The sequence below is a fragment of the Brevibacillus sp. FSL L8-0520 genome (assembly GCF_037963895.1).
Taxonomy (GTDB): domain Bacteria; phylum Bacillota; class Bacilli; order Brevibacillales; family Brevibacillaceae; genus Brevibacillus; species Brevibacillus borstelensis.
The window spans coordinates 3,998,738-4,019,652 of record NZ_CP150171.1 but is presented as its reverse complement, the minus strand read 5'-3'; the positions used below and the strand labels follow the sequence as shown (position 1 = coordinate 4,019,652).

Annotated in this window: 20 protein-coding genes and 1 pseudogene; 19 read left to right on the top strand and 2 right to left on the bottom strand. The window is 54.8% G+C overall.

Annotation, left to right across the window (positions count from 1 at the left end; translation table 11 throughout):
- Positions 1-22: 22 nt before the first annotated feature.
- The 4 genes and pseudogenes from argH to NSQ24_RS20020 all read left to right on the top strand — a co-directional run bounded on the left by argH (position 23) and on the right by NSQ24_RS20020 (position 4,082).
- The gene (argH, locus tag NSQ24_RS20035) at positions 23-1,531 is read left to right on the top strand and encodes an argininosuccinate lyase (protein ID WP_003388917.1); all 1,509 of its coding nucleotides are present in this window, start codon (positions 23-25) and stop codon (positions 1,529-1,531) included.
- Positions 1,531-2,586, top strand: a complete 1,056-nt coding sequence (locus tag NSQ24_RS20030) for a BadF/BadG/BcrA/BcrD ATPase family protein (RefSeq protein WP_122957877.1) — start codon at positions 1,531-1,533, stop codon at positions 2,584-2,586. Before argH ends, NSQ24_RS20030 begins: the two co-directional genes overlap by 1 nt.
- A gap of 10 nt (positions 2,587-2,596) precedes the next feature.
- Complete coding sequence (locus NSQ24_RS20025) at positions 2,597-3,334, top strand: PIG-L deacetylase family protein (protein WP_024983902.1); 738 nt, start codon at positions 2,597-2,599, stop codon at positions 3,332-3,334.
- A gap of 44 nt (positions 3,335-3,378) precedes the next feature.
- Positions 3,379-4,082, top strand: a pseudogene (locus NSQ24_RS20020) (aspartate/glutamate racemase family protein).
- A 112-nt stretch (positions 4,083-4,194) separates the two neighbouring features.
- Here NSQ24_RS20020 and NSQ24_RS20015 read toward each other — a convergent pair.
- Entirely contained in the window at positions 4,195-5,112 is a 918-nt protein-coding gene (locus NSQ24_RS20015; RefSeq protein ID WP_024983904.1) for a LysR family transcriptional regulator, read from the bottom strand.
- 144 nt (positions 5,113-5,256) lie between these two features.
- On the opposite strand from NSQ24_RS20015, the gene NSQ24_RS20010 reads away from it, so the two are divergent.
- Entirely contained in the window at positions 5,257-5,730 is a 474-nt protein-coding gene (locus NSQ24_RS20010; protein WP_003388922.1) for a DinB family protein, read from the top strand.
- A gap of 80 nt (positions 5,731-5,810) precedes the next feature.
- On the opposite strand, the gene NSQ24_RS20005 is transcribed toward NSQ24_RS20010, so the two are convergent.
- Positions 5,811-6,194 carry a helix-turn-helix domain-containing protein gene (locus tag NSQ24_RS20005; RefSeq protein WP_003388923.1) on the bottom strand — a complete coding sequence of 128 codons (384 nt, stop codon included), beginning with the start codon at positions 6,192-6,194 and terminating at the stop codon, positions 5,811-5,813.
- 141 nt (positions 6,195-6,335) lie between these two features.
- On the opposite strand from NSQ24_RS20005, the gene NSQ24_RS20000 reads away from it, so the two are divergent.
- The 14 genes from NSQ24_RS20000 to NSQ24_RS19935 all read left to right on the top strand — a co-directional run bounded on the left by NSQ24_RS20000 (position 6,336) and on the right by NSQ24_RS19935 (position 20,912).
- Positions 6,336-6,854: a DJ-1/PfpI family protein gene (locus tag NSQ24_RS20000; RefSeq protein WP_003388924.1), complete on the top strand. Its 519-nt coding sequence runs from the start codon at positions 6,336-6,338 to the stop codon at positions 6,852-6,854.
- 270 nt (positions 6,855-7,124) lie between these two features.
- The gene (locus NSQ24_RS19995) at positions 7,125-8,213 is read left to right on the top strand and encodes a putative 2-aminoethylphosphonate ABC transporter substrate-binding protein (protein WP_243014027.1); all 1,089 of its coding nucleotides are present in this window, start codon (positions 7,125-7,127) and stop codon (positions 8,211-8,213) included.
- A 13-nt stretch (positions 8,214-8,226) separates the two neighbouring features.
- Positions 8,227-9,276: an ATP-binding cassette domain-containing protein gene (locus tag NSQ24_RS19990; RefSeq protein WP_172921169.1), complete on the top strand. Its 1,050-nt coding sequence runs from the start codon at positions 8,227-8,229 to the stop codon at positions 9,274-9,276.
- A 5-nt stretch (positions 9,277-9,281) separates the two neighbouring features.
- The gene (locus NSQ24_RS19985) at positions 9,282-11,114 is read left to right on the top strand and encodes a putative 2-aminoethylphosphonate ABC transporter permease subunit (protein ID WP_275261608.1); all 1,833 of its coding nucleotides are present in this window, start codon (positions 9,282-9,284) and stop codon (positions 11,112-11,114) included.
- 100 nt (positions 11,115-11,214) lie between these two features.
- The gene (phnX, locus tag NSQ24_RS19980; RefSeq protein ID WP_024983908.1) at positions 11,215-12,012 is read left to right on the top strand and encodes a phosphonoacetaldehyde hydrolase; all 798 of its coding nucleotides are present in this window, start codon (positions 11,215-11,217) and stop codon (positions 12,010-12,012) included.
- Positions 12,009-13,151, top strand: a complete 1,143-nt coding sequence (gene phnW, locus NSQ24_RS19975) for a 2-aminoethylphosphonate--pyruvate transaminase (RefSeq protein ID WP_227277815.1) — start codon at positions 12,009-12,011, stop codon at positions 13,149-13,151. The genes phnX and phnW overlap by 4 nt, the downstream gene beginning before the upstream one ends.
- A 275-nt stretch (positions 13,152-13,426) precedes the next feature.
- Positions 13,427-14,212, top strand: coding sequence for a DeoR/GlpR family DNA-binding transcription regulator (locus tag NSQ24_RS19970; RefSeq protein WP_024983910.1), 786 nt, complete (start codon positions 13,427-13,429; stop codon positions 14,210-14,212).
- A gap of 91 nt (positions 14,213-14,303) precedes the next feature.
- Positions 14,304-14,687, top strand: coding sequence for a VOC family protein (locus tag NSQ24_RS19965; protein ID WP_024983911.1), 384 nt, complete (start codon positions 14,304-14,306; stop codon positions 14,685-14,687).
- Positions 14,688-14,812: 125 nt separating this feature from the next.
- Positions 14,813-15,475 (top strand): CoA pyrophosphatase, encoded by a 663-nt coding sequence (locus NSQ24_RS19960; RefSeq protein WP_243014028.1) that lies wholly within the window; start codon positions 14,813-14,815, stop codon positions 15,473-15,475.
- 20 nt (positions 15,476-15,495) lie between these two features.
- A complete protein-coding gene (locus tag NSQ24_RS19955; RefSeq protein ID WP_024983913.1) occupies positions 15,496-16,563 on the top strand; it encodes a nitronate monooxygenase in 1,068 nt (355 codons plus the stop codon).
- 385 nt (positions 16,564-16,948) lie between these two features.
- The gene (locus NSQ24_RS19950; protein WP_031931873.1) at positions 16,949-17,599 is read left to right on the top strand and encodes a hypothetical protein; all 651 of its coding nucleotides are present in this window, start codon (positions 16,949-16,951) and stop codon (positions 17,597-17,599) included.
- Positions 17,600-17,704: 105 nt separating this feature from the next.
- On the top strand, positions 17,705-19,087 hold the full coding sequence (locus NSQ24_RS19945; protein ID WP_051925342.1) for an extracellular solute-binding protein: 1,383 nt from the start codon (positions 17,705-17,707) through the stop codon (positions 19,085-19,087).
- A gap of 107 nt (positions 19,088-19,194) precedes the next feature.
- Positions 19,195-20,079 carry a sugar ABC transporter permease gene (locus NSQ24_RS19940; RefSeq protein WP_251246962.1) on the top strand — a complete coding sequence of 295 codons (885 nt, stop codon included), beginning with the start codon at positions 19,195-19,197 and terminating at the stop codon, positions 20,077-20,079.
- A complete protein-coding gene (locus NSQ24_RS19935) occupies positions 20,079-20,912 on the top strand; it encodes a carbohydrate ABC transporter permease (RefSeq protein ID WP_003388939.1) in 834 nt (277 codons plus the stop codon). Before NSQ24_RS19940 ends, NSQ24_RS19935 begins: the two co-directional genes overlap by 1 nt.
- Positions 20,913-20,915 lie beyond the last annotated feature (3 nt).

Sequence of the window (20,915 nt, the reverse complement as noted above, 5' to 3'; positions counted from 1 at the left end):
ATGGCCGGAAGGAGAAACACCGATGGATACCAAAGAACGGATCTTTCAGCAGGAGGGGGACCACTTCCCTGGAAAGACGTATGTCGAAGCAGTATTGGAGCCAGCCTTTACGGAAGCCAAAACCCATCTTTTGACGCCGATGATGGCGATCAACAAGGCCCATCTCATCATGCTTCGCGAGCAGGAGCTGATCACGGATGGAGAGGCCAAACAGATCGCCCGTTCGCTGCGCGGCATCGATCTGGAAGAGCTGCGTCGCTCCTCGTACACGGGACAATTTGAGGATTTGTTCTTTCAGGTGGAGAGCAAGCTTCTGGAGCTGGCGGGTGACGTCGCGGGCAATCTGCATCTGGCCCGCAGCCGCAATGACATGGGTGTCACCATTTATCGCATGGTACTGCGCGAGAAATTGCTGGTGACACTATCGTCAGCTATCGCCCTGAAAGAGCAATTGCTCCGGTTTGCAGATGAACACGCGGAAACGGTCATGATCGGGTATACGCATACACAGCAGGCTCAGCCGACGACCATGGCCCACTATATCATGGCCGTGGTCGATTCGCTGACGCGGGATATCCGCAGGCTGATCAGCGCGTATCGGACCTGCAACCGCAGCCCGATGGGGGCCGCAGCACTGACGACGTCCGGTTTCCCGATCAGCCGGGAGCGGGTGATGAAGCTGCTGGCCTTTGACGAGCTGGTAGAGAATGCATACGATGCGATCGGAGGCGCCGACTATTTGGGTGAAGTCGCTACGGCTGTGCAGCTGGCATCGATCAACCTGGGACGTACCGTTCAGGATATGCTGCAGTGGTGTACACAGGAGTTTGCCGTATTGAAAGTGGCAAGCCCCTATGTACAGATCAGTTCGATCATGCCGCAGAAGCGAAATCCCGTCTCTTTCGAACACATGCGGTCCCTGCTGTCGTCGGCGGCTGGCAACGCCAGTACCGTTTTGACGATGATGCACAACACTCCGTTCGGCGACATCGTCGATACGGAGGACGACATGCAGCCGTACGCATGGCGCAGCCTGTCTGTCCTCGATCAGATGTACCGGCTGATGGCCTGCGTGGTAGGGACGATGGACGTCAACAAACAGGGCTTGCTGGAGCGGGCCAAGGGCAGCTTTGCCACGGTAACGGAGCTGGCTGATACCCTTGTTCGGACGGACCGCCTGTCTTTCCGCACCTCCCACCACATCGTCAGCAGAGTGGTAAAAGAAGCGATGGCACGCGGACTTCGGGCCGATGAGATCGGGCTCGATCTCGTTCAGGAGGCGGCACAGGCCGTTATCGGAAGAAACATGAGTCTGACCGAGCAAGAGCTCAGGCAGGCGCTTGATCCCGTTCATTTTGTGGCGATCCGCAAGCTACCCGGGGGTCCCAGCCCAGATGAAATGAGACGCATGATCACCCATCGCAAGCAAGAAGGCCAAACCGACTCGGCCTGGCTTGCAGCGGAGAAGGAAACAGTTCGGCAAGCTATGAGCTATCTTGATCAGATCACGTCCGAATGGAGTGAAGCATGATGACCGTGACACGCATTCCCCTCTTGGCCGTAGACGGCGGGGGAACAAAGTGTCTGGCCGTATTGGTTGACGACTCGCAACAGATCGTGGCTACGGGTCGTGCGGGCTCCTGCAACTACCAGGGGATTGGCAAAGAGCTGGCAGCCCGGGAGCTGGAGGCGGCGATACGGGCAGCGCTGCAGGAAGCCGGAGTCCGGCAGGAGACAGCGAGCGCAGACGAACCTCCATCGACTCGCCGCTCCAGCGATCGCCAGACTCGGGAGAACAGCCCTGCGCTTGGGAAGGAAACGCTGGAAATTGAATGCGCGGTGTTTGGACTGGCCGGACTGGATACCGAATACGACCGGCGCGTGATTACGGAAATGGTGGTTGCCGTCTTGCAAAAGCTGCAAGTACATGTGCGCCATTTGCTGGTGGAAAACGACGGCTTCGCCGCCCTTTTGGGGGCCACAAACGGGGAGCCGGGAATTCTCGTCATTGCTGGTACCGGTTCGATCGCCTTCGGTGTCAACAAGGCTGGCGAAACGGCCCGATCAGGCGGTTGGGGCCATCGGGTCGGAGACGAAGGGAGCGGCTACTGGATCGGCAAACAGGCCGTTACGGCTGTGCTGAGGGCAGCGGATGGACGCGGAAGCCAGACTGTACTGACAGACCTGCTGCTGCCGCATATCGGTCTTGCTCACGTAGAAGAGCTGTTTAACTGGACATACGGTTCGGAATACTCCGTCGACAAGCTCGGGGAGCTCTCTCTTCTCGTCAGCCAGGCAGCCGACCGTGGAGACTCTGTTGCCCTCGGCATTTTGGAGAGGGCGGGAGAAGAGCTGTTTCTTGCGGCCAAAGCAGTGATGGAGCGGCTGGGCATGGGCAGAGAGCCGTTCAAAATGATCCTTCAGGGAGGCGTCTTGCAAAACGATGAGCGGGTCCGTTCGATCGTCATGCAGCGAATCCGCTCGGCGGCTCCCCAGGTTGTGATCGACAAGGCTCAAAACGAACCTATTTACGGTGTAATCGCCAAAGGATTGGCATATCTCAAAGGGAGAACCGAGAGACATTGAGGTGAAAAGCATGAAACGATGGATGTTTGTGTTTCCCCATCCCGACGACGAATCTTTTGCATGTGCCGGAACATTGGCAAGGTGCCGGGACGCTGGACATGAAACGTGTCTCGTTTGCGTCACGTCCGGCTGCAAGGGGCGTCCTGGTCCGTTTCCCATCAACTGCCGGGAAGAGCTGGCCCGGCATCGGGAGCAGGAGCTTGCGCGTGCAGCCGACGTTTTGGGGATCGGAAAGCTGGAGCTGCTCCGTTATCCGGATGGCGGATTGTCAGCAGTGGAGCCGGAAGAGCTTGCAGAGCGCATTTGCCAGTTGATCGTGGATTGGAAACCAAACGTGGTAGTCACGTTTCCGCCGGACGGCGTGACCGGGCATCCCGATCATATCGCCGCCTCCAATGCTACCGTTGCCGCAGTGGAACGGGCGGAACAGCAACTGCAAAACGGGGAATACCCCTCGCTCTATTTCGTATCCATTCCGCATTACTACGACCATTGCCCCGACAAGGGACCGAGGCCGGCCGTCCCCATTACAGGAAAGGTGGACATCACGCTATACCGTGAACAAAAAGCGGAAGCGCTGCGTGCCCATCAAAGCCAGGAATACTCGGTCAATCGGGCTTATCCGGGCGTAATGAACGGAGACAGCAGCGTAATCGGTTGTTACGAATACTATACACTGGTGCGAGAGAGAGGCAGGGCCGTCACTCCGGTTTCCCCCGAGAAAGAGATTCCCTTGATCCACCTGTAGACTTATACTAAGGGAAAACAAATTGGTGAAGGGGGAGCGGGCTAATGAAGACGATTGGATTGATCGGCGGGATGAGCTGGGAGTCCTCCGCGGTGTATTATCGTTTGCTGAATGAGGCCGTAAAGGCGGAAAGAGGAAATTTGCATTCTGCCAAATGCCTGCTGTTCTCCGTTGATTTCGCAGAAATTGCGCATTTGCAGCATCAGGGAGAATGGGCGGAACTGGGCCGGGAAATGGTGCGTGCAGCCCAAAGACTGGAGGCCGCCGGTGCCGATATGATTGTGCTTTGCACAAATACGATGCACAAGGTCGCGGAGAAGATCGAGACACAGGTCCCGCTTCCCTTTATCCATATCGCTGACGCTACGGCTCACTCCATCAAGGCTGCCGGTTAACGAGAGTGGGCCTGCTTGCCACCCGTTTTACGATGGAAGAGGAGTTTTACACGGGAAGGCTGAGGGACAAGCACGGCTTGGACGTGCTCATTCCTTCTGCGGAGGAACGGGAAGCCGTGCATGAAATTATTTACACGGAACTATGCCAGGGAGTAATCCGGGAAGAGTCGAAAGGCAGGTATCTGGAAATAATCCGACGCCTGATCGAGCAGGGGGCCGAGGGAATCATCCTGGGCTGCACGGAAATCGGCCTTTTGATCGGGCAGCAAGACTGTGCCGTGCCCGTTTTTGACACCACCCGGATTCACGCGGAAGCCGCTGTCCGCTACGCTCTCGGGGACGATGCCGAATAAAAAGGAGGGGATGACGCAATCCCCTCCTTTTTTGTGGCAGCCGATTATGGAGAGTCCGCGTTTTCGACCTGTTCGAAAAGCGGCTAAGGCTTTGCTGACCTTATCCGGCAGCTTATGTAACCGATTTGGAGTGTTTTTTGGTATGGGCGATCGCTGTCTGGATATAGGCAGTCAACGTATCGATAAACGTTCGGGCTGCAAATCCCATGTATCTGTCCGAACGATGGACGATACAGATGTCCTGGCAAGGCGTCGGATCCAGAAGCGAGATGATCGCGATCTCTTTTCGGTTGAGATTTTCCAGCAGCAGTCGGGGCAGTACGCATGCACCGATCCCCTGCTCCACCAGTGTGAGCAGAGAGGACAGGGTGGTCGTTTCGATATGCGGCTGCAGACGGAAACCTTCCTGGAGACAATAACGGCTGATCACTTGCCTGACTTGATGATCCGGGGGAAACATCACCATTTTCAAGTGCTGCAGCCCGGCAAAGGGGATCGCTTTTTCCTTGGCGAGCGGGTGGTCTGCACGGATAGCCAAGGCAAATTCTTCGTGAAATAACGGCAGCACGGTCATTCGTTCAGCGGGGGGAGGCGTGGTCGTGACGCCAATGTCGATAGTGCCGCTGATGACCTGCTCCAAAACCTTCGTGGATTCGATGACGGATAAAGACAATTGCGGGTAGGTTCGGTGGAATTCCACAAGCAGAGCATCAAAGAGAAGATCCGCATCTCCGGGCAGAACCCCGATCGTGAGCGTTCCGCCTTGCACATTTTTCATTTCGGCAATGGCGTCGCGGGCATAGGCAAGATGGGAAAAAACATGGCGGCTTTGTTCCAGCAACACTTTCCCTGCTTCTGTCATCGCGATTCTTTTACCCATGCGATCAAAGAGCGGGACGCCTAACTCGCTCTCCAAAAGCTTGATCTGTTGGCTGAGATTGGACTGTGTGGTGCAAAGCTTCTCGGATGCCCTGGAAAAATGCATCTCCTCGCAAACAGCGATAAAGTACTCCAATTGTCGCAGCTCCATGTATCCCTCTCCCCGCAGTTATCATCACTTTCAGTAATCATTATAATCGGAAACTGGCGATTGTAGAGTTTTTTTGAAAAGGGTACAGTTGTTTTGACAGGAAGCACACAGTCAATAACGGAGAATGAATGGAGGAATGGTCTTATGTCTCAAAACATTGTCAACACCGCAAAATCTGTTCGGCAAATCGTCCTGCACCAGGTTCAATCCATCCCCGAGGAGCTGTTCGATGCTCAACCTCCACAGTTTACCAATACGATCAGATGGAATGTCGGCCATATCGTCTTTTGCCTGGAATCCTTTCTCTCCCTGGGCTTCCCGGACACCTCGCGCCTTCCGGAGTCGTATGCTGCCTTGTTCAATACGGGGACGAAGCCGTCCGATTGGACCGCTGAGCCTCCAACAAAAGAAGAGCTTGTCGAGCACTTGTCCGAGCAGCTTGCCCGCATCGCAGAGATAGCCCCCGGCAAGCTCGAGGAACCGCTGAAGTCGCCGGTGGAAATGGGACCGCTCCGTTTTACGACAGTCGGCGAGGTCGTGAACTTTGCCATCGTCCATGAAGCGATGCATTCCTCAACCATTTCCAGCTTGCTGAAAGTCGTGCAATACGGGAAATAAACGCAAGAAAACGCTTGGATGGTCTCCAAGCGTTTTTCCATGTCATGTTCATATGCTTCTATAACGAATGGACGTGTTGCCTAGACCTCGGAAGCATGGATCTGTTGCTTTAAATCCGCCATCCGCTTTTTTCCCCATTCATACATCATCTCGACGATCGGCAGCAGCGTCATGCCGAGCTCAGTCATGGAGTACTCGACCTTCGGGGGAACTTCCGGGTAAACCTCTCTATGAACGATCCCGTCTTCCATCAGCTCGCGGAGTTGATTGGTCAACATTTTATGGGATATTTTCGGAAACAGCCTCTGGAGGTCGCTAAACCGATGCGGCCCCTCAACACCCAAGTGCCACAAAATGACGACCTTCCATTTTCCGCTGATGATGGACAGTGTAAGCTCCTTTTCACAATTGAAATCGCCATTTTTGAGCTTTTCCTGAATTTCTTTTCGCAATTTGTCTGACATCGCTTCCTACGCCTCCTTCTCCAATAGTAACATTTTTGTAACCATCGAACAAAAAAGTGCATGCTTCCCGCCATGGGCAAATGACGATAGGATGAGAGTATCTTTTGAACACTTGTTCACGATCAAGGAGGACATTATATCATGGCGAAAAAAGCATTGCTTATCATACCACCAGACCGTTTCAACGAGGATGAGCTGTTCAGACCGAAAGAAGAACTGCAAAAAGCCGGTATCGAAGTGACCGTTGCCAGTACAAAAACGGGTGTGATCACAGGAGACAACGCGGGAAAAGCGGAAGCCGAGGTCATCTTCTCGGAAGTGTCGGCAAGCGACTATGATGTCGTAGCGGTGATTGGCGGTTCCGGAACCATCGACCATCTGTGGGGAAACCAGGAGCTGATCAGCTATTTGAAACAAGCGTATGACCAGAACATTCTCGTTTCCGGCATCTGCGCAGGTTCGGTAGTGGTCGCAAAGACAGGCTTGCTTTCCGGGCGCAAAGGTACGTGCTACCCTGTTGACGTGATGATCTCCGAGCTGGCTGCAAACAACGTAGAGTACGTAGCCGAGCACGTTGTGGCACACAAAGACGTGATTACGAGCGACGGTCCAGACGGAGCTGTGGAATTTGGACAAAGCCTGGTGAAAGCATTGGCCTAAGCTGGCTAGTCCAGGTTTGTGTCGAAATCCGGTTAAAAACGTAAAGACTGTCTCCCGAAAACCAGATAAGGCAGCAAGCTATCGGCCAGCTTCAAACATGTTTGTGCATGTTTGGGGCTGGTCTTTCTTTAATTGGTCAACTAAGTTACAATAAAAAACAACAAAAACAAAGTAAAAACAATTTCTTAATACTTGATTCACACGTGATTTACAAACAGCCCGTATCATGAGAGGTGATGAAAGGTTCTGAAAAGAGAGGGAGAGGTTCATATGAAGCGTTGGTTCCATCCTTTGCTTGCGTCCTTGTTGCTGCTTCCTGTCGCCGCAGGTTGCGGTCAGGCTTCAGGGACACAAACACAATCACAGCAATCCACAGTCTCTGCAGGAGGTGCAGCATCAGGTTCATCCGAGCTCACCGTCTACACGGCATTAGAAGACGACCAGATCAAGTCGTATCTGGAATCCTTCAAGCAGAAGCACCCGGAGACAAAAATCAATATCGTCCGCGATTCTACCGGTGTGATTACCGCCAAGCTCCTGGCGGAAAAAGACAATCCGCAGGCTGACGTGATCTGGGGAGTAGCGGCTACCAGTCTGCTGGTGCTGGATCAGCATGGCATGCTGGAAGGGTACTCGCCGAAAGGAATCGAGCGGGTCGCTCCCGAGTTCAAAGACACGCAGGAGCCGGCCCATTGGGTAGGCATAGATGCCTGGGAGACTGCGTTTGCTGTGAATACGGTTGAGCTGGCGAAGAAGAACCTCCCCATTCCGCAGTCCTACGAAGACCTGATCAGGCCGGAGTACAAGGGAATGATCGTCATGCCCAATCCGGCATCGTCGGGCACCGGCTACCTGACTGTTTCCGCCTTGCTCCAATTGAAGGGCGAGGAAGAAGGCTGGGCCTATCTGGACAAATTGCATGAAAACATGGCTGTCTATACCCACTCCGGCTCCAAGCCGGCAAAAATGGCTGCTTCCGGCGAGTACCCGATCGGCATTTCGTTTGGCTACCGCTCCATTACCGAAAAGCAAAAGGGAGCGCCGGTCGAAATCGTCTTCCCGAAAGAGGGCTCGGGCTGGGATGTGGAAGCAAACGCCCTGGTGAAAAAGCAAACGATCAAACCGGCAGCAAAGCAATTTCTGGACTGGGCGATTTCTGATGAAGCGATGAAGGAGTACAACAAGAACTTTGCCATCGTCAGCGTCAAAGGGGCAAGCAGCCAGATTCCGGAGGGCTATACGGTCGATCCGCTGCAGCAATTGATCAAAAACGACCTGAAAAAATCGGCTGAGAACCGCGACAAGGTGCTGGCTGAGTGGGAGAAGCGTTTCAACCAAAAAAGCGAGCCTGCGAACTAAGAGGAGTGCGAACATGACACAATCCTATTTATCCATCCAGGGCGTGAGCAAGCGTTTTGGATTGTACACCGCGCTCGAGCATGTTTCCTTTGCCATCAGCCAGCATGAATTTATCTGCCTGCTCGGCCCCAGCGGCTGCGGAAAATCAACGCTGCTACGGATTTTGGCCGGACTGGAGCAGCCGACGACAGGCCGCATCGAACTGCACGGACAAGATATTACCACCCGCCCCCCGGCGGAGCGGGGAACCGCGATGATGTTTCAATCCTATGCCTTGTTCCCGAACCTGACCGTTGCCGAGAACGTCGCGTTTGGCTTGCGGGAGAAAAAATGGATGCGGACCGCCATCAAGGAAAAGGTGGCGGAGGTACTGGCGATGGTCGATCTGGAGCAGGCGGGAGGCAAATATCCGGCCCAGCTCTCTGGCGGTCAGCAGCAGCGAGTGGCTTTAGCCCGGGCCATTGCGCTCGCCCCCGATGTGCTGCTGCTGGACGAGCCGTTGTCCGCGCTGGACGCCAAGGTCCGTCAAAAGCTCCGCCGCGAGATTCGGCGTCTTCATGAAGAAACAGGCATGACTACGATCATGGTTACCCACGATCAGGATGAAGCTTTGACCATGGCCGATAAAATTGTCGTGATGGACCACGGGGAGGTGGTTCAGATCGGGACGCCGGAAGATGTGTACAATCGGCCGGGCAGCCCGTTTGTCGCCGATTTCATCGGAGCGATCAACTTTTTTGAGGGAACCCGTTTTGTCGGTCATCTCCCGGATGCAAACGCGCTTTTGGCGATTCGTCCCGAGCATGTTCGTCTGCTGGATCACGAGACGGAGTGCGGTATCCCTGCCGTCGTCGAAAGCGTAGAGTTCCGCGGTTCGTTTTACCGCTTGTTTTTGCAAGTGCAGGATGAGCAGGAAGCAACAATTCCTCTTCGCCTGACGATTGATTTGCCTGCCGCATCGGCGCAGCGAATGAGAGTAAAGCGTGATCAAAAGGTACTGCTGGAGCTTCCCCTGGAAAAGCTGCTGGTATTTGAACGGGACGCTTGGAAGGGTGCAGGGTGAGGAAAATGGAGACATTGCTGCACGCAAAAAGGGAAGCGGACAAGGCCAAGCAGGAGGGGACCCGTGAAGACCTGCGCATGGATGTGGACAGCAGCGCCCGCAATAGCGCCAGCAAGGAAACGATCTTCGATGCGGGGAGCCAGGGGAAAGCGATAAAGAGGGGCGGGATCGACAAAGCCTGGCAAAAGGGCGTCCTTGCCTTGCTCGTTATGGTCCTGGGGGTCGTTGTGCTGTGGCCCTTGCTGACATTGTTTGTCCGAGCCTTTTGGGACGAACAGGGACGCTTTGCAGGCCTTTCCAATTTCATCGCCTATTTTTCCACACCGTCGCTCGTCCAGTCTTTTACCAATACGCTGTACATCTCTTGCATGACGACGATTTTGGCGGTTGCGCTCGCTTTTTTGTTTGCCTACGCCTTGACACGCACCAGGATGAAGGGCAAGGCGTGGTTTCGTTCCATTGCTCTCTTGCCGCTGTTTGCCCCGACGATGATGCACGGGATCGGGCTTACCTATCTCTTTGGCAATCAAGGGTTGATCACGACCGGAATTTTCGGGCTGCTGCCGTTTTCCTGGGATATGGAGCTGTACGGTGCCACCGGGATCGTGCTCGCGGAAATCGTCTACGTGTTTCCGCAAGCCTACCTGATTTTGGCCGTCTCGCTGGCCTTTGCCGACTACCGCCTGTACGAGGCGGCAGATACCCTCGGAGCGCGAGGCTGGCGAAAGTTTTGGACAGTTACCATCCCCGGCGTCAAATACGGCTTGATCAGCTCGGCTTTTGTTTCGTTTACACTGTCATTCACCGATTTTGGGGCGCCCAAAGTCGTAGGCGGGCAGTATTCCGTATTGGCGACAGATGTGTACAAACAGGTGATCGGCCAGCAAAACATGACGATGGGAGCGACCGTCGGCCTTTTGTTGATCGCGCCTGCCCTGCTGGCCTTTGTCGTGGACCGGATCGTGCAGCGAAAGCAAAACGCTGCTGTCACGTCCAAGTCGCTGCCCTATCAGATCAAGGAAAACAAGCTTCGTGACACGCTATTCTTTCTCTATTGCCTGGGAGTCACCAGTCTGCTGCTGCTCTTGATGGGAGCGGTCGTCCTGGCGTCGTTTATCAAGGTATGGCCGTACAACCTGACCTTTACTCTCGGCCATTACGACTTCTCGCAGGCAGCGGGAGCGGGGATGGAAACCTTGTACAACAGTGTGAAAATCGCCCTCTGGACGGCCGGAATCGGGACAGTCTTCACCTTTGTCGCGGCTTACGTCCTGGAGAAAATGCAGGTATGGAACAGGCTTCGCCAGGCAGGCTACTTTTTGTCCGTGCTGCCGCTCGCTTTGCCGGGCCTGGTCATTGGGCTTGCGTACATTTTCTTTTTCAACAATCCGGCGAATCCTTTGCACAGTATGTACGGAACGATCTGGATACTGGTGCTGGCCAATGTCGTTCACTTTTTCTCCGTGGCCTTCATTACGGCCACGACTGCACTGAAAAAGCTGGACCCGGAATTTGAAGCGGCTGCGGAATCGATGGGAATTCCCCAGTACAAAACATTTTGGCGAGTCACTGTGCCGCTGTGCCTGCCCGCTATCATCGAGATGGCTGTCTACTTTTTTATAAATGCGATGGTCACGATCTCTGCGGTGGTTTTCCTCTACGCGGCAGACTTCAAGCTGGCCTCCGTGGCGATCGTCAATATGGACGATGCCGGAGACGTTGCCCCGGCTGCGGCCATGTCCGTTCTGATCGTCGTGATCAATATCATTGCCCGCGGCTGCGCAGAGTGGATTTCGTTTCTTTTGAAAAAGCGGACAAACAAATGGCAGGAAAGATAACGTGTAAAAACATGCTGTCCACAAAGGCATTGCATCCAGCAGCGCCGTTCGGTTGACAGGACTTATATGTACGAGATAACGCGAGAAAGCTGGTGAACATGTGTTGAAAGCAGTTGTGTTTGATTGGGCGGGAACGATGATTGACTACGGTTGTTTTGCACCGCTCGCTGTATTTATCGAGGTATTCAAGCGACGGGGGATCGATGTCACGCCGGAGGAGGCCCGCGTGCCGATGGGCTTGCTGAAGCGCGATCACATCCGGGCGATCTGCCGGATGGAGCGGATTTGCACGCAGTGGGAAAAGCTCTACGGCAAGAAGCCGGACGAGACGGATGTGGACGCTCTGTATGCAGAGTTTGAGCCGATGATGGTTACCGTCTTGGAAAAGTATGCGCTGCCGGTCCCGGGAGCGGTGGAATTGGCAGAGCGGCTGCGCGAGCGCGGCTTGAAGATAGGCTCAACGACTGGTTATACCGCCGAAATGATGAAGATTGTGGCAGCAGCAGCCCGGGAGCGAGGATATGCGCCAGATGCGATTGTCGCTTCCGACGAAGTTCCCGCTGGCCGGCCGGAGCCATGGATGTGTTATGAAAATGCAAAGCTGCTGGGAGTCTATCCGATGAGCGCAATGGTAAAGGTAGGAGATACCGTAAGCGATATACGGGAGGGCAAAAATGCCGGCATGTGGACGGTCGGAGTCGTAAAAGGCGGGAGCGAGCTGGGCTGGTCGCGTGAACAGGTGGCAGCAGCCGATCCGGTCTTGCTTGCACAAAAAGCCGCAGAAGCAGCAGAGCGATTCAGACAGGCGGGTGCACACTTCATCATTGATGAAATCGGCAAATTGGACGAGGTGCTGGATGAAATCGTAGATCGTCTGGCGGGTGGTGAAAAGCCATGACAGCCAAGAAAAGCAAACTGCTCGCCAAAACAGAAAGCGGACCGGATAATCCATACCTGCTGCTGACGCCGGGACCGCTGTCCACCTCGCCAAGCGTCCGTGCCGCCATGCTCCGAGACTGGTGCACCTGGGACGACGATTACAACCAATTGGTCCAAAGCATCCGCCGCAGGCTTGTTTCTCTGGCTGCCGCGAAGCCGGACGGCTATACGTCTGTCCTGATTCAGGGCAGCGGAACCTTTTGCGTGGAAGCGGTGATCAGCTCGGCTGTCCCAAAGGACGGCAAGCTGCTTGTATTGACTAATGGCGCCTACGGAGACCGCATCGCCAAAATCGCAAACGTGCACGGGATTCCGATGGCGAGGATGGCCTTCGGGGAAATGGAGCCGGTGAACCCGGACAGCCTCGCGGAAAAGCTGGAACAAGATACGGCGATTACGCATGTAGCCGTCGTTCATTGCGAGACGACGACGGGGATGCTCAATCCGCTTGAACAAATGGCGCATGCCGTGAAGCGTTTCAACAAGATCCTGATCGTCGATGCGATGAGCAGCTTCGGCGGAATACCTCTCGACACGGCAGAGCTGGGGGCTGATTTTCTCGTCAGCAGCGCTAACAAGTGCATCCAGGGCGTCCCCGGATTTGGCTTTGTCATCGCCAAAACGGCGTCGCTAGAGGCGTGCAAAGGACAGGCGCGCTCCCTCTCGCTCGATCTGTACGACCAGTGGGAAACGATGGAAAAGCAAGGCGGAAAGTGGCGGTTTACCTCTCCGACCCACACCGTTCGGGCTTTTTATCAGGCGCTCGTGGAGCTGGAGCAAGAGGGAGGCGTCGGAGCGAGAAACAAGCGCTATGCGGACAACCAGCGCCTGCTCGTTGAAGGAATGGAGGGCCTCGGCTTTTCCTGTCTGCTTCCGGCTCGCTGGCAGTCGCCGATCATCACCTCGTTTCGCTATCCCGATCACCCGGAGTTCCGCTTTGAAACGTTTTACGAACGCTTGAAACAGGCCGGGTTTGTCATCTATCCGGGGAAAATTTCGCAGGCGGAGACCTTCCGCATCGGGAATATCGGAGAAGTGTACGCCGAAGACATCGACAGATTGGTCCAGGCTGTTAAAGCCAGTATGTATTGGCGGTAAGAAGAGAGAGGCGGCCGTGGCCGCAATAAGGCAATGACTTGGCGAGGCTCCAGGAAATCGGCGGGACAGGGCCAGGAATCCTTGATTGTATCGCCCAATTCCTCTACAATTCTCAGAGAGGGGAAAAATGGAACTGAACGGGTACGATTCAATCGCGAGAGGGCCAAGGACGGAGAAAGGCTGTGCTGGCTTGTCTCGCAGAATCTGATAGAACGGGACAACATACAAAAAGAATTTCCGGATAAATGGTAGAGCGGGGCAGGGGGCGTAACGGCGTGTCGTTGAACGGAGAAGAACGGAAAAAAATCATACTTCAGCTGCTGGATGCACAGGGCAAGGTGCGCACCAATGATTTGGTGGAGGCGCTGCAGGTGTCTTCGGAGTCCATCCGTCGCTATCTGGAAGAGCTGGAGGCGGAAAAGAAGCTGAAGCGCGTGTACGGAGGGGCAGTGAAGCTGCGGCAGGAGAGGGCTGAGCCTTCCCATCTGTCGCGAGAGGTGCTCAGAGCCGAGGAAAAGAAGCGGATCGGACGAGCGGCGGCAGCTCTGGTGCAGGATCAGGATACGATCATTATCGATGAAGGAACGACGCCATTGCAGATGATCGAATTCCTCGTGGATAGAAAGGAGCTGGTCATTATCACCAGCTCGGTCACTGCTCTTTCCATGCTCGTAAGCTATCAAAATCAGGGACTTCTGTCCGCCGAGCTGTTTTTTCTCGGAGGCAAAGTGAACGCCAAGCACCACCGCGTTGCGGGCCCCTTCGCCGAGAGCATGATGAGCAATTTCTACGTGGACAAAGCCTTTTTGTCCGTTGACGGCATCATGATGGACAGGGGGATCACCTGCTACGAGCTGGAGAGGGCTTTGCTTGCCAAGCGGTATATCGAGCATGCCAGTGAAGTGATCGTCATGGCCGACCATTCCAAAATCGGTACGAGCACCCTGTGCCAGGTGTCCGATCTGTCTGCGATCGACATGGTGATCTGTGATGAAGCGGCGCCGGAGGAATGGTTGTCCGACCTTGAGATGAACCGTGTAGCATGGATAAAAGCGGAATAACAGGTAAACGAAATCAAAGAGACGTGGTATCCTGAAACTAGGAGACTTCGTCTTTTTCTTTGGGCCACGAACCGCGATGGGAGGAAGAGAGATGATAGACAGACTGGACCATCTTGTGCTTACCGTAGCAGATGTAGAGGCAACCTGTGCATTTTATGAAAAGGTGCTGGGCATGACGGTTGTGACGTTTGGCGGTGGGAGGTTTGCGTTGCAGTTTGGACGGCAAAAAATAAATCTGCATCAAGCCGGGCAAGAGTTTGAGCCCAAGGCTAACAAAGCTGTTCCGGGTTCTGCCGATCTTTGTTTGATCGCTTCTGTTCCGCTGGAGCAGGTCATGGCACATCTGGAGACGTGCGGAGTCCCGATATTGGAAGGGCCGGTAGACAGAACGGGTGCTGTCGGGAAGATCCGCTCGGTCTATTTGCGCGATCCCGATCAAAATTTAATTGAAATATCGGTTTACATAGAGGCCTAGCTGCAGGTCATTCCGATCACAGCAGGACAGACAGAAAGGAACGGCTTGTAACCGGGGTGGAGTATGATCGTCCCAGCTCTATTACCCATGTTTTTCAGGCTGCATGAAATGGAGGCTTGAATCAAATGGCGGACGGAACAAACAGGAATATGGACAAAACGATTGCCGAAGTGGAAGCGGTACTGGGCAAGCACAGGCCGGGAATTATGGGAGAACAGGATTTCTCCCGTTTCGGCGTACTGGTCCCGCTGGTCAGAGGGGAAGATGGGCAATTGTGTGTGCTGTTTGAAAAACGGGCTGCAACGATGCGCAGACAAGCCGGGGAAATCTGCTTTCCCGGCGGCCGGATCGACCCGGAGGATGCGTCCGAGTGGGATGCCGCACGCAGGGAGACGAGCGAGGAGCTGGGATTGCCTCTGGAACAAATTCATTTCGTCGGCATGCTCGATACGCTGGTCACCCCTGCATCCTGTATATACCCCTTCGTTGGATTTCTGGATTCCCTTGAGGAGCTGCATCCGAATCCTGCGGAAGTAGGCGAAGTGTTTTTGGTGCCGCTGGCAGAATTGCTTGCAACAAGCCCTGATATCTACCAGGCGAAAATACGGGTCGAGCCTGGCCCGGATTACCCCTACCACCTCATACCGGGCGGAGAAGACTACCCGTGGCGGTTTGGCTCTGTCTCCCACTACTTCTACCAGCTTAAGGGACGGGTCGTGTGGGGGATGACAGCACGGATTCTGACTCATTTTATCGATTTGCTGCGACGGGCAAAAGAGCAGGAATGACCAGAGAGGAGCGAGCATGTATGTGGACCGGCAACGAAGTGACAAGCAAACTCGGAATCAAACTGCCGATCATCCAGGCGGGGATGGCGGGAGGAACGACGACTCCGCAGCTGGTTGCAGCCGTCTCTCAGGCTGGCGGACTGGGCACGCTGGGAGCGGGCTATATGAGCGGCGAGCAGATTCGCACAGCGATTCGGGCCATTCGCGAACTGACCGACAAGCCATTTGGCGTCAATCTGTTCATTCCGGAAGAAGAGACAGGCAAAACAGTCCCGGGCGAAGCAGTCCGGCAGATTATGAATGAAACGAGGCGCCGTCTGGGCATCCCCGAGGACCCGGAGCTGGGAAAGGTAGCAGAGCCGTTTGAAGAGCAGATGGCCGCTGTGCTGGAAGAGCGGGTGCCTGTGTTCAGCTTTACCTTTGGCCTTTTGGACAAAAGATGGATGGCTGCGTGCAAGCAGCGCGGAATCGTCGTCATCGGCACAGCCACGACAGTACGGGAGGGCGTGGCCCTGGAAGCGAGCGGCGTGGACATGGTGGTTGCCCAGGGAAGCGAAGCAGGCGGGCACCGCGGCTCGTTTTTGCCGGATTCGCCGGACAATCTCGTCGGATTGATGGCGTTGGTTCCGCAAATGGCAGACCGGCTTTCCATTCCGGTCATTGCCGCTGGCGGCATTATGGACGGCAGAGGAATCGCCGCTGCCTTCATGCTGGGAGCGCAGGCCGCTCAGCTGGGAACAGCGTTTCTGTTGACGGAAGAGAGCGGCGCCCATCGCTTGCACAAGCAGGCGGTGCTGTCGGCCAGTGACGAGGCAACGGTCCTGACCACGGCCTTTTCCGGAAAGGCGGCCCGCGGCGTAACCAATGAGTTCATGCAGCTGCTCGCCCCGTACACGGAAGAAATCCCGGCGTATCCGGTGCAAAACGCTTTGACCCGCGATATCCGCCAAGCGGCATCCAAGCAGGAGAGAAGCGAATTTCTCTCGATGTGGGCCGGGCAGGCCGGGGCGCTGGGCAGAGCGATGAGTGCGGAAGAGCTGGTGCGCAAGCTGGTGGAAGAGACGGAAGAATTGTTGGGGAAGCGGTGAGCCACCCTTTTTTGAGCTGTCAGCCGGCGGCGGATGCAAAATTGTAAGGATGGTGGCCGGTGTCCCGAAAGTCTCTCGGGTTCTCACTGTTGGACCTATCGGGCAAGGATTTATCGGACAACGAATACACGAATGGCTTCGCCGATTGACCAGGCGAAGCTTTTTTCTACTTTGTAAAAGTCTAATTTCGCTAACGCGATAGAGGGTGAAAGTATAAGTGCAACTAAGACCACGCCAAAAAGCTTGGCGTAGCCAAGTTTTCTAATTCCCTGCCGGCAAATCCGGCATACTCTCAGCCATCGGTCAATTGTTTCGCGGATGGTTATTGGTTACAATGGATTCGTTCTTGTGGACAGATTTACGGGAGACAAAGGAGACAAAGTCGATGAAAAAATGGCTCGGACTTATTCTTGTAGCTGGATTGGCCGTTTCGGCAGCGGCTTGCACGCCGGTAGAGAAGGCACCGGAGGCAGCCATGCAAGTGAAGCCGGTCGATTTATTTGCAGGCGATGCGCAAAAATTCAAACCGTTCTTGGGACTGATGTCCGGCGCGGTTCAAGTAAAATATCGCGGAAAGAGCAACGAGATCAAAACTACGCTGGAAGTATGGGAATACGGCAAAAAGACGCAGACCCTCGGAGAGCTTGGGGAAAGCATCAGGGACAAAGATGGAAAAGAGGGCAAAGAAGAGCAATACAGCTTTGACGGGGAAGCGATCTTTTCCGTAAAGGGCAGCCAGGGAGAGGACCCGAACAAGACGCATTATGAAATCACGGTTGCCCTCACCGATAAAAACGGCTCAACCAGCAGTCAGCTTGATTGGGTCGTGGATGCCAAGCAGGTCGCCAGCAGTCCGATCGAGCTGGCAGAAGAGCTGAATTTGCAGGAAGGCGAGCGTGCCGCGGTATGGGGCATGCAGGCGACTGATGAACAAGTCATCAAGACCGTTGATTTTACACCGGAATCATTAAAAAATGCGAAATGGGCATTGCTCGTTTTCATGTCGGCCGGGTCTGAGGAAACACCAGCGCCGTAGAGTTTTTTCCCCCTGTTTGTAAAGAAATTTCGACCTACCTGCCAAAAATTTTCAAATCTATAATGATCGTACAAAGGCAAAATCAGGAAAAAAGGGGGGTCTGAAGTGAAACAGGCAATGAAACATGCATGGAAACAGGCGGGAGCCCTGTTGTTGATGTCATCGATGCTGGTCGTCGCCGCCTGTAGCAGCGGCGGCGGTGCCAGCACAAGCACACAGCCGCAGGCGCCGGCAGGTTCGACGACACCTGCCGACAATTCTGGAAGCGCTGTCAAAAAGGAAGTCACCCTTTCGCTCAGACATACGCAAATCAAGGAGACCAGCAAAACAAGACTGAAGATTCTGGAAGATGTCGTCAAAAAGACAGAAGAAAAAAATCCGGGTCTGAAAATCGAGCTGGAAGGCATGGATGAAAACGTCAACCGCGATCAAAAGCTGAAGGCGGAGATGGCGGCAGGGAATCCGCCGAAAATCTTCGAGATGTTTGGCGGAGCCGATACGAAGCTGTACGTCAAGGCAGGAAGACTGCTTGATTTGACTGACTTTCTGGTCGAATCGGGCTTGAAAGACAAGTTTGTCAACCTCGAAGAGTTCACGGTCGACGGCCGCGTCTACGGTCTGCCGATAGGCGGGTACGCCGAAGGATTTTTCTACAACAAAAAGCTGTTTGCCGAGCTGGGTCTCAGCGTCCCGAAGACATGGGATGAATTTATCGCTGTAAATGAAAAGCTGAAGGCAGCGGGAAAAGTGCCGCTTGCCCTGGCGGCCAAGGACGGCTGGGTCAACGCGATGCTGTTCAACACGATATTGGAACGAAATGCCGGGATGCCGGCCATCGAAGGGCTGGTCAGCGGCACCCACAAGTGGACTGATCCGGAAATGGTGAAGGCACTTTCCGACTATGCCTCCCTGGTGAATGCCGACTACTTTACCAAAGGGGCGCTCGGCTTGCCATACTCCGATCAGGGAGCCCAGTTCCTGCGCGGAGAGGCCGGCATGGTCTTCACCGGAAGCTGGGATGCCACTCGCTACAGCGGCGACGAGGCGGGCGATCTGAAAGGGCAGATCGGTTTCTTCCCCTTCCCGGCGGTCAGCGGAGGAAAGGGCGACCAGACCTCGATCAACGCTGGTTACTCCAACGGCTTCGGCTTCTCCAAAGACCTGACCGAGGAGCAAAAACAGATGGTCTATGCCTTTATCAAGGAGCATTTCAACGAAGAGGTGCAAAAACGGATGCTGGTCGAGGATCGGGTGCTCCCGTCGATGAAGCTGAGCGATCTGTCCGGTGCCGATCCATTGATTACCGAGGTCATCCAGACGATCAACAACGCCAGCAGCACCTGGAGAGCGTATGATGCTGTCGTGCAGCCGCCGGTCAAGCTTGCCGTGGAAAATTCCCTGCAGGAGCTGATCGGCAAGGTGAAAACGCCGGAGCAGGTAGCAGAGCGTCTGCAAAAAGAGCAGGACAAGGCCAATCAGAGCAAATAAGCATTCCAAAAGGCCATAAATCAGCATGAAAAGAGGAGCCACTTCGCCCAGTCAAGTGGCTCCCTCTCTTACCCGATCATGCTTACTGGTGAATATGGAGGCATAAAATGAACAACGTGTTGACAAGGCCGTGGCTTTTTCTTATGTTTTTGCTACCAGCAATTGGGTTGTACGTTGTATTTATGGGAATTCCGCTGGTACAGTCTCTCTATTACGCCTTTTTCCAATGGGACGGCGTGACGGAGATGACCTTTGTCGGACTGGACAACTTCGCCGGGCTGCTCGAAGATGAAGTATTTCGCCGCTCATTTTTCAACAACGTGTCCTTTATCCTGTTCAGCACCTTCATCTCCATGCCGATCATCGTGGCTGTCGCTCTGCTCTTGAGCCAGGTGAGACGGTTTCAAACCTTTTACCGTACCGGCGTCTTTCTCCCGACCGTCCTCTCCACGGCGGTGGTAGGGGTCCTGTGGCTTTACATTTACCATCCGGACGCAGGGCTGCTGAACAATTTTCTGCGCCTGCTGAAGCTCGACTCCCTGACCCAGTATTGGCTGTCGGATCCCAAGTGGGCGATGATCAGCGTTTTGGTCGCCAATGCCTGGCAATGGACCGGTTTTTACGTCGTGCTGGTGCTGGCGGCGATACTGGGAGTGCCGCGTGAGCTGACGGAGGCGGCGGAGATTGACGGGGCCAATGCCTGGCAAAAAACGTGGTTTATCACGCTGCCGCTGATCCGGCCCGTCCTGGTGGTCATCTTCTTGCTCAATGTTTCCGGCTCGATGAAGGCGCTCGACATCATCATGGTGATGACAGAAGGCGGACCGTTCCAGACGACCGATGTGCTCGCCACCTACATGGTCACGAAGGCATTCCGCGAATACGAATACGGCTATGGAAGCGCGATTGCCGTCGTGATCTTTCTGCTCACGCTGCTGTTTGCCTGGATCATCCAGCGGGCCAACAAAAAAGAGCAGGAGGTGGAGCTCTGATGCGCACCTGGCTGTACCGCCGGAATGTCATTCCCCACATGCTTTTGACTGTATACGTCCTCGTCACCTTGTATCCGCTCGTCTGGCTGGCGATCTCGTCATTGAAGACGCAGCGGGAAATTACAGAAAGCCCCTGGGGACTGCCGTCGAGCTTTCAGTGGCAAAACTACGTGGAAGCGTGGAAGACGGCGAAAGTGAGCACGTATTTCTTCAACAGTCTCTACATCAGCACAGTCTCCTGCATCTTGATCGTCATCATCGGCTCGGCGGCGGCGTTTGCCATCACGCGGATGAATTTCCCCCGGTTGAGCAACTGGGTCTATCAGTTTTTTCTGCTCGGTCTGGTCGTTCCGGGCGGGGCGCTGCTCATCCCGCTCTACCGGCTGCTGCAGGAGATGAAGCTGATCGACACGCACTTGTCCCTGATTTTGATCAACGCCACATTCGCTCTGCCCGTCACGATCTTTATCCTGTCGGCTTTTATGAAGGCCATCCCGAGGGAGCTGGAGGAAGCGGCGATTGTAGACGGCTTGGGCGCGTTCGGCTTGTTTGTGCGGATCATCCTTCCGGTGACGATGCCGGCGATCGTGACCGTATTTATTCTCAACTTTATCAATGTGTGGAACGAATTCATCATGGCACTGCTGTTTCTCTCCAAGGAAACGCTGCGGACCCTCCCTGTCGGCATGTCCGTGTTCAAGGATGCGTTTCAGACAAACTACGCGCTGCTGTCCGCGGCGGTCATGTACAGTGTCGTGCCCGTCGTGATCGTGTACCTCTTTTTGCAGCGAAAAATCATTGAGGGGGTAACGGCGGGCAGCGTGAAAGGATAAGCC